A 6,482-nucleotide genomic window follows, 5' to 3' on the forward strand; every position below is an offset into this window, starting at 1 on the left:
GTTCGTCACGTGACGCCTGCTCCGCCCTCTCTGTACTCGCCCGAGTCGCCGCCCTCGGGCCAAGAGTGATCAGTCGCGCCCGCCGCTTCCACACGGTCCCACGACGCCACCTCCGCGAGGACGGCCAGAGCGTCGGTCCTGCTCTCACTCATGCCGCAGCCCCCTCTCGAATCCAGGTCGGCCACACATACGCCGGCTTCCCCTCGACCATCGCGTCAGGCGCCGTCTCCACGGCAGCGGTGGTGAGGAAGAAGGTGGCCATCGCCAGAAAGTTCTCTCTCCCCCGCTCGTACCCGGCCTCGTTTCGCAGCGCTGGCATACGAGCCGCGTTCGCCCGGATCACCACCACTCGCCGGCCCAACGCCTCGAGCCGCTCCGCACGCACGTTGTCGGGGTCTACCTCCATCGTGAACTCGAACCAGGTCTCGTTGATCTGCCTGACCCCGGACAACCGCCACAGATCAAGCGGGGATCCACGACGAACCACGTCCCCTGCAGCGTCGGCCTGCACGCCCTCAACCACACGCAGCCAGTGCTGCATCGGACCACTCGCCTGCTCGACCACGACGGCCTCCTTTCAACGCCCCCAGGCTACGACCTCACCCGGACACCCCTCGCCCGTCATGGTGAGAGGGGAAGGTGGTGGAACTCGTCCTCGTCCGCGAGGACGACCAGACTGTAGGCATCGACGAGATCGCGCCTGGCGATCGGAACGACCAACGGGCCTTCTCCGACAGTGGCATCGAAGACTTGCGTGTTGCTCACTCCCTGCTCGGTGGGTTCTCGATACACGGTGACGGAGACGCGGCAGGCGGCCATGACTTGAGCGGTGACATGCCCCTCGGGGGAGAGTGTCACCTGCTCGAGAAGGGCCGGCGCCCCCGGTTGAGACCTCAGGGCGCCCCGCACCTGCGCCACCGCGATAGGACCGAACGCGTCGACGAAGCGAATGTCGCGATTCCGCTCAGTGAAGGCCCGCTTGAGGCGCTCGGCCTGTCGCCGGGGCACGGCCCGGCCGAAGGCGATCACCGCGAACTCCTGCGCGTCGAAGCGCTGCGCGGCGGTGTCGGGTTGGGTGCAGCCCACGGCGTCGATACCAAGAGCCCGGAGGCCTTGCACGACCTCCCCGTTCGTTGTCGGCGACAGACCAATCACGAGCACACGCTGCAGACGGGGCGTTGAGGACTGCACGTCAAGCCACCGCGGCGCTACGCAGCTGGCGCAGGGCCTCGCTCCACGCGACAGTCTCGTCGAGCATTGACGACAGTTGCTGCGCCGCTCTGGCATCGGCTCGGACGCCGTCCGCGCCGATGGCGGAGAGGCTGAGACCGACCTGGGTGCGCACGTCGGCGAGTTTGAGTTCGGCGGCGATCACGCGCAGGTGCTCCACGGCACGTATGCCGCCATCGACGCCGTAGCTGACGAAGCCGCAAGCCTTGTCGTTCCACTCTGCGTAGAGGAAGTCGATGGCGTTCTTCAGTGCCCCCGAGGTCGAGTGGTTGTACTCCGGGGTGATGAAGACGAAGCCGTCGCATGCGCCCACAGCTGAGCTCCACACGCGGGTGTGCTCGTGTGTGATCTGGCCACTGATCGGCGGCGCCGGCTCGTCGAGCAGTGGAAGGCCGAAGTCGGCGAGGTCAAGGACCTTGAACTGGGCGTCGCCGCGACGGGAGGCGGCCTCGTGCACCCACCCCGACACCGCCTCGGCTTTGCGGCCCGGTCGCGTGCTCCCGACGACGATGCCGATTCTCAGTGCGTCGCCGGTTTCGCGATGGGGGGCGGAGGAATCTGGCTGGCGGTTCGTGGTGGGAGGGTTCGGCGGGGTGACTTCTTGACTAGGCATGCCCCAACGCTAAAACTTGAACAATGGTTGAGGTCAAGAGTCGGATCGAACGGACTGCCGCACCGGCGAAGAACGGCACGACGCATACGGTCGGCGAGATAGCGCGAGAGAGCGGCGTCGCCCCCTCTGCCGTGCGCTTCTACGAGAAGAACGGCGTCATCACCGCACGGCGCACAGCAGGAAACCAGCGACAGTTCGACGAGTCCGCGGCGTGCAGGATCAACGTCGCACGACTCGCGCAACGCGTAGGACTGACGGTCCGGGAAATCGCTGATCTCTTCGCGGACCTACCCACCGATCCGACGCCGGCAGACTGGACCCGCGTCGCCGACGCCCTAGTCGAGGAAGCGGAAGCCCGCACGGCACAACTGCGTGCCCACCTCCGCGACCTGAGGTCAGGGACGAAGCTGTGCCAACTGACGGGCGACTGAGACCCCCTCCTTCAACCATGGCGCTCGTCGCCGGGAAACAATCAGGCACTACCTGTCGTTACCAATGTGTGAGAGCGTTAGCCAAGGGGAGGTGCGCGCAATGAACCAGTTCGGCGCCGACGACTTGGCGATCGACTCGCTCGGGCGGCTCTTCGGAGAAGCGATAGACAGCCCGCGCTTCCACCTCCCGCCGACCACCGAGCTAGACAAGCACTTTCCCGCAATCGACATCTGGTTGAACCGGCCAAGAATGATGGGCCCTGCAGACCGTGCGGCCGAGGCCGCATATGCCGTTATAGCCATAAGTGGCGAGTCGGACCGTCCCGCTGAGCCGATTGATCGCATGCAGCACCTGGTCGAGCTGTTGAACCGGCTCAACGTCCAGACAGGCGGGAACGTGAGCGCCCTCTTGGAGGACCTGGTCGACCAGTTGGATGCACCCCCCTCGGATACCGCGAGACTGCTTCCGACAGCGGCGGTCGATGCCCTAGTTGAGAGCGGGTCGTTCGTCGATCAGCTACCCGAACCCGCCGAACGAGGTTCGACACAAGCGGTGGTGCAGCGGCAGCTGTTACGCCGGAATGCACTGACCATGGCAGATGTGCGCCGCATTCTGGGCGTGTCAGATAGTCGGATCAGGCAACGCATCGCCAAACGCACGCTGCACACGCTGGACAATGTAGGGCAGGGACGTCGATTCCCCGCCTACCAGTTCACCGAGGATGCCGAGCTGCCGAACTGGCGCGATGTCGCTCCGGCGTTCCCGAAGGATGTAGACCTGATCTCAGTCGAGCACCTGATGTCCTCACCGCACTCGGACCTGTCCGTCGACGGGGAGCCGGTCTCGCCGCGTGAGTGGCTGCTAGCCGAGCGGCCGGCCGATGAGGTTATCGAGCTTGTGCACCAGGCCTACGAGATTCCGTGACCGAGCAGCTCCCCGCACCCGACCGGACGCGCTTCCCGCCTCTACAGGGATCAGATGTGCGGCTGGTGACCGCGGGGACACTGGTCGGGCGGATCTACAGCGTCGGTGGTGACTATCCGACGAACTGGTACACCTTCCGGCATTGGGGTCCCACAGGCGCTCGGTTCGATCCTCACCCCGGACCACCGACCCCGCACACTCCCGAGCCAGCCAAGCTGCATCCCAAGCACGCAGTCATGTACGGAGCAGCGGCCATACCGTCCCCCACCGGTCAGATCTACCCGGTCCTCAAGACCTGCCTGGCGGAGGTCTATCGAGACCGCGGTGTTGTCGAACTCCGACGCGATGACCCACACTTCGCGTTGATGCGCTTCACACGGGAGCTGAGACTGCTCGACCTGGGCGACTCAGACTGGGTCACCCGGGCCGGTGGCAACGCGGCGATCTCGTCAGGAGTGCGGGCACGTTCTCGCGAGTGGGCGCGGGAGATCCACGCGACGTACGCGGACGAGCTCGACGGGTTGATCAATCCCTCGTCGAACATTCCCCCCGCGCGGGCGGTCGCCCTGTGGTTGCCGGCCGAGCAGGCAGTGGCGACCCAACCCGACCTCAATGAGGCGCTGACCCACCCCGTCCTGAGGCCGGCAGTCGAGAAGTTCGCGTACGAACTCGGTCTGGACGTAATCAACTGACCGACGGGCGAGTCCAGGCGAACCACACCGTCCCCAGCGGCGCCGCGCTGGCGAGTTAGCCGACCTCGTAGCCCAGGATGTCAGCCGCCGAAACCACCAGGCCTCGCAGCTCCTTGTGCTGCAACGGTCGATCGAGTTCGAGCTTCGCGGCAGATAGTGCATCCGTGGCCGGCGAGAACAGCACCACTGACGATGCTGGGCCGTAGCTGGACCGGTACATCAGACCGTCGAGGTCCGGGTCCGCGGCGCGGATCGCGCGAGCCCAGTGCTGGGACACGGCGTGCTGCTCGTGTGCAAGACCATGGTGCCCGCCGGCACGAACCACCCACGTCGACCCGGCTGTCAGATCCAGCAACCTCACCGGCCGCTCCAACCGCAGGGCGTACAGGTAAGGGTCATCGGTCCTGGTGTCGATCCTGCGATCACGCTGATAGCACTCCCCCAGCGCTGTCGCCGGATCCACCGCCGCGTACCAGGCGCTCTCACGCGAGCGATCGCCGATCGGCCGCGGGTGGGGGTCGAACCTCGCGTGCGGCCCGTGCACACGGGGCGAGTTCCACTGCAGTGCATGCTCCGCCCTGGTGAACACCAACCGCCACAGCACCTGGTCGACGTCGACGCGGACACAGTCCCCATCCTCCGGCCGTGGAACGGTGGCCGGCCGAGGGAACACTTTGTCGACCATCAGGGCCCGTACCAACCGCGCGCCAAGTCGAGTACCGGATCCACCGACTCTCCGGCAGCGAGCCAGTCACGCACCGACCACCCACCGAGCTCGTCACGCTCGATCGTCAGGAACCGGTACACCGACACCGGCGCCGCCGAACCGGGGATCAACTCCCATACCTGCTCCCACCCGGGCAGCAACTCGCCATCATGGAACTGCGTGAGCGGAATCCGCCACTGCGCCCCATCCCGATACGCCCAGATGCGCTCCTCGTCAGCCATCTGACGCAGTCGCGCCGCACCCACCCGGACCTTCTTCGCCGCCTGCTGCGACGACAGCGCCACCGCGTCCAACCGGGCCTTCGTCGCCATCGCCGACGTCGCCATCTCCAAACGCCGCTCCTGCGGAACCTCGCGAACATGCTCGGCGATCAGCGCCGACTCCCTCTCCGACAGGGGCGAATACACCGGCCAGCGGGCCTCATCACGCAGCTCCGAAGCCAGAGCCACGAGATCCGCCTCCGACTCCAAGCCAAACCGGCGAGCCCACTCGCGCACCGCGGACCCGAGCAACGCTGCATTTCGATCTTCCAGAGTGTCCATAATTTCTCCTCGCCAGAGGGGTATTCCACCACCAAGACTAGCAGCAACTAGCAGCCGATAACACCTGCAAGTCGTCAATTAGTAGGGCCACACCTGTCACTCCCACAGTGTCAACGCAGTGCCCTGCAGCTTTACCGCTATGCTGCTCAACGGCGTAAGCTATACGCATGAAAGCCACGAGAAAACCCCGCTACTTAGGCATCCAGGGACGCGGCACCATCGCGATACCCGCCGACATCCGACGTCAGCTACACCTAGACCAGCCAGGAGCGCAGCTGGAAATGACCGCACGCGACGACGGCGTCATCGAGCTGCGGGCCGCACTACCCGTCCCCGCCGACCAGCGCTGGTTCTGGGCCGAGCGGTGGCAAGAACGCGAGCGCGAAGTCGACGAGCACGTAGCCGCCGGCCACGTGGCACTACACGCATCCACCGAGGACTTCCTCAACCACCTCGACGCACTCGACGCCGCCGAGTGAAGTTCGAGACCACCCCCGCCTTCGACAACGACTACCAACGACTCAAACGCGAACACGCCGACGCATTCAAGTCCGTCGTGCGAAACAAATTCGCACCTGCATGCGACGCCTACGCCAAAGACCCCTCCACCCCATGGCCTAGCTCTTTGCGCATAAAAACCGTCCGATCTGCTCCGGGAGTCCTCGAAATGACCTGGTCGTTCGCCAGCCCAGACGGCCGAGCAACCTTCGAACTGGTCACCATCAACAACGAACTACGCTGCCGCTGGCGTCGAGTGGGCGACCACGACGTATTCAAAAACCCCTAAGCGCCCACCCCCGCTCGCGTGGGGAGCACCAGGGGGAACTGGAGCGCGTCGTGAACAGAGAGGGACCATCCCCGCTCGCGTGGGGAGCACGGGAGAGAGAACTTTCTGGCGATGGCCATGTTCGGACCATCCCCGCTCGCGTGGGGAGCACCTCGCGTTGGCCTGCCTCGTCGCTGGGCGGGCCGGACAATCCCCGCTCGCGTGGGGAGCACACTCGCTACGCTGCAGTTTTGCTCCGAAGTCGCGCGTTCTGGGATGGGTTCGGGATCACTCCCGAACGGTGACCACCGGAGTGGCCTTCACGCTTCGACGGTCCCGCATCGTTGCCGCTGAGTAGCGGCTCGGACGCTGGGCCTCCACGTGCTTTTGCGTCCCCACCCTCCGTGGGGACGGCCGCCAGGGCGGCGATATTGCGTGCGGCGTTGACGTCCCGGTCCATGACCAGGGGTCAAGCCCCTGGTAGTGGTGTAACTGGTTTTTGATCCTTCGTTGGTGGTCAGGCGGGTAGTTGCATCAGGTCATCGGTGGTCACCTC

Annotated in this window: 10 protein-coding genes; 4 read left to right on the forward strand and 6 right to left on the reverse strand. The window is 65.6% G+C overall.

Features of this window, described 5'->3' with window-relative positions; all coding sequences use genetic code 11:
* Window positions 1–5: 5 nt before the first annotated feature.
* The 4 genes from G6031_RS02820 to G6031_RS02835 all read right to left on the reverse strand — a co-directional run bounded on the left by G6031_RS02820 (window position 6) and on the right by G6031_RS02835 (window position 1,753).
* Window positions 6–152, reverse strand: coding sequence for a hypothetical protein (locus G6031_RS02820; RefSeq protein ID WP_182652372.1), 147 nt, complete (start codon window positions 150–152; stop codon window positions 6–8).
* A complete protein-coding gene (locus tag G6031_RS02825; protein WP_182652373.1) occupies window positions 149–565 on the reverse strand; it encodes a hypothetical protein in 417 nt (138 codons plus the stop codon). The genes G6031_RS02820 and G6031_RS02825 overlap by 4 nt, the downstream gene beginning before the upstream one ends.
* Window positions 566–621: 56 nt before the next feature.
* Entirely contained in the window at window positions 622–1,119 is a 498-nt protein-coding gene (locus tag G6031_RS02830) for a hypothetical protein (RefSeq protein WP_182652374.1), read from the reverse strand.
* Between the two features lie 73 nt (window positions 1,120–1,192).
* Entirely contained in the window at window positions 1,193–1,753 is a 561-nt protein-coding gene (locus tag G6031_RS02835) for an NAD(P)H-dependent oxidoreductase (protein WP_241737158.1), read from the reverse strand.
* A 113-nt stretch (window positions 1,754–1,866) separates the two neighbouring features.
* On the opposite strand from G6031_RS02835, the gene G6031_RS02840 reads away from it, so the two are divergent.
* The 3 genes from G6031_RS02840 (at window position 1,867) to G6031_RS02850 (ending at window position 3,891) form a co-directional block, all read left to right on the forward strand.
* The gene (locus G6031_RS02840; RefSeq protein ID WP_182652376.1) at window positions 1,867–2,274 is read left to right on the forward strand and encodes a MerR family DNA-binding transcriptional regulator; all 408 of its coding nucleotides are present in this window, start codon (window positions 1,867–1,869) and stop codon (window positions 2,272–2,274) included.
* Window positions 2,275–2,374: 100 nt separating this feature from the next.
* Window positions 2,375–3,199, forward strand: a complete 825-nt coding sequence (locus tag G6031_RS02845; RefSeq protein WP_182652377.1) for a hypothetical protein — start codon at window positions 2,375–2,377, stop codon at window positions 3,197–3,199.
* Window positions 3,200–3,564: 365 nt separating this feature from the next.
* Window positions 3,565–3,891: a hypothetical protein gene (locus G6031_RS02850; protein WP_182652378.1), complete on the forward strand. Its 327-nt coding sequence runs from the start codon at window positions 3,565–3,567 to the stop codon at window positions 3,889–3,891.
* A gap of 55 nt (window positions 3,892–3,946) precedes the next feature.
* On the opposite strand, the gene G6031_RS02855 is transcribed toward G6031_RS02850, so the two are convergent.
* Window positions 3,947–4,576 carry an RES family NAD+ phosphorylase gene (locus G6031_RS02855; protein WP_182652379.1) on the reverse strand — a complete coding sequence of 210 codons (630 nt, stop codon included), beginning with the start codon at window positions 4,574–4,576 and terminating at the stop codon, window positions 3,947–3,949.
* Window positions 4,576–5,160 carry a hypothetical protein gene (locus tag G6031_RS02860; RefSeq protein ID WP_182652380.1) on the reverse strand — a complete coding sequence of 195 codons (585 nt, stop codon included), beginning with the start codon at window positions 5,158–5,160 and terminating at the stop codon, window positions 4,576–4,578. Before G6031_RS02860 ends, G6031_RS02855 begins: the two co-directional genes overlap by 1 nt.
* Before the next feature lie 281 nt (window positions 5,161–5,441).
* Here G6031_RS02860 and G6031_RS18770 point away from each other — a divergent pair, with 281 nt between their 5' ends.
* A complete protein-coding gene (locus tag G6031_RS18770; RefSeq protein ID WP_241737156.1) occupies window positions 5,442–5,639 on the forward strand; it encodes a hypothetical protein in 198 nt (65 codons plus the stop codon).
* The last annotated feature ends 843 nt before the right edge of the window (window positions 5,640–6,482 follow it).

Origin of the sequence: Dietzia sp. CQ4, from assembly GCF_014145125.1 — a bacterium.
Classification (GTDB): Bacteria; Actinomycetota; Actinomycetes; order Mycobacteriales; family Mycobacteriaceae; genus Dietzia; species Dietzia natronolimnaea.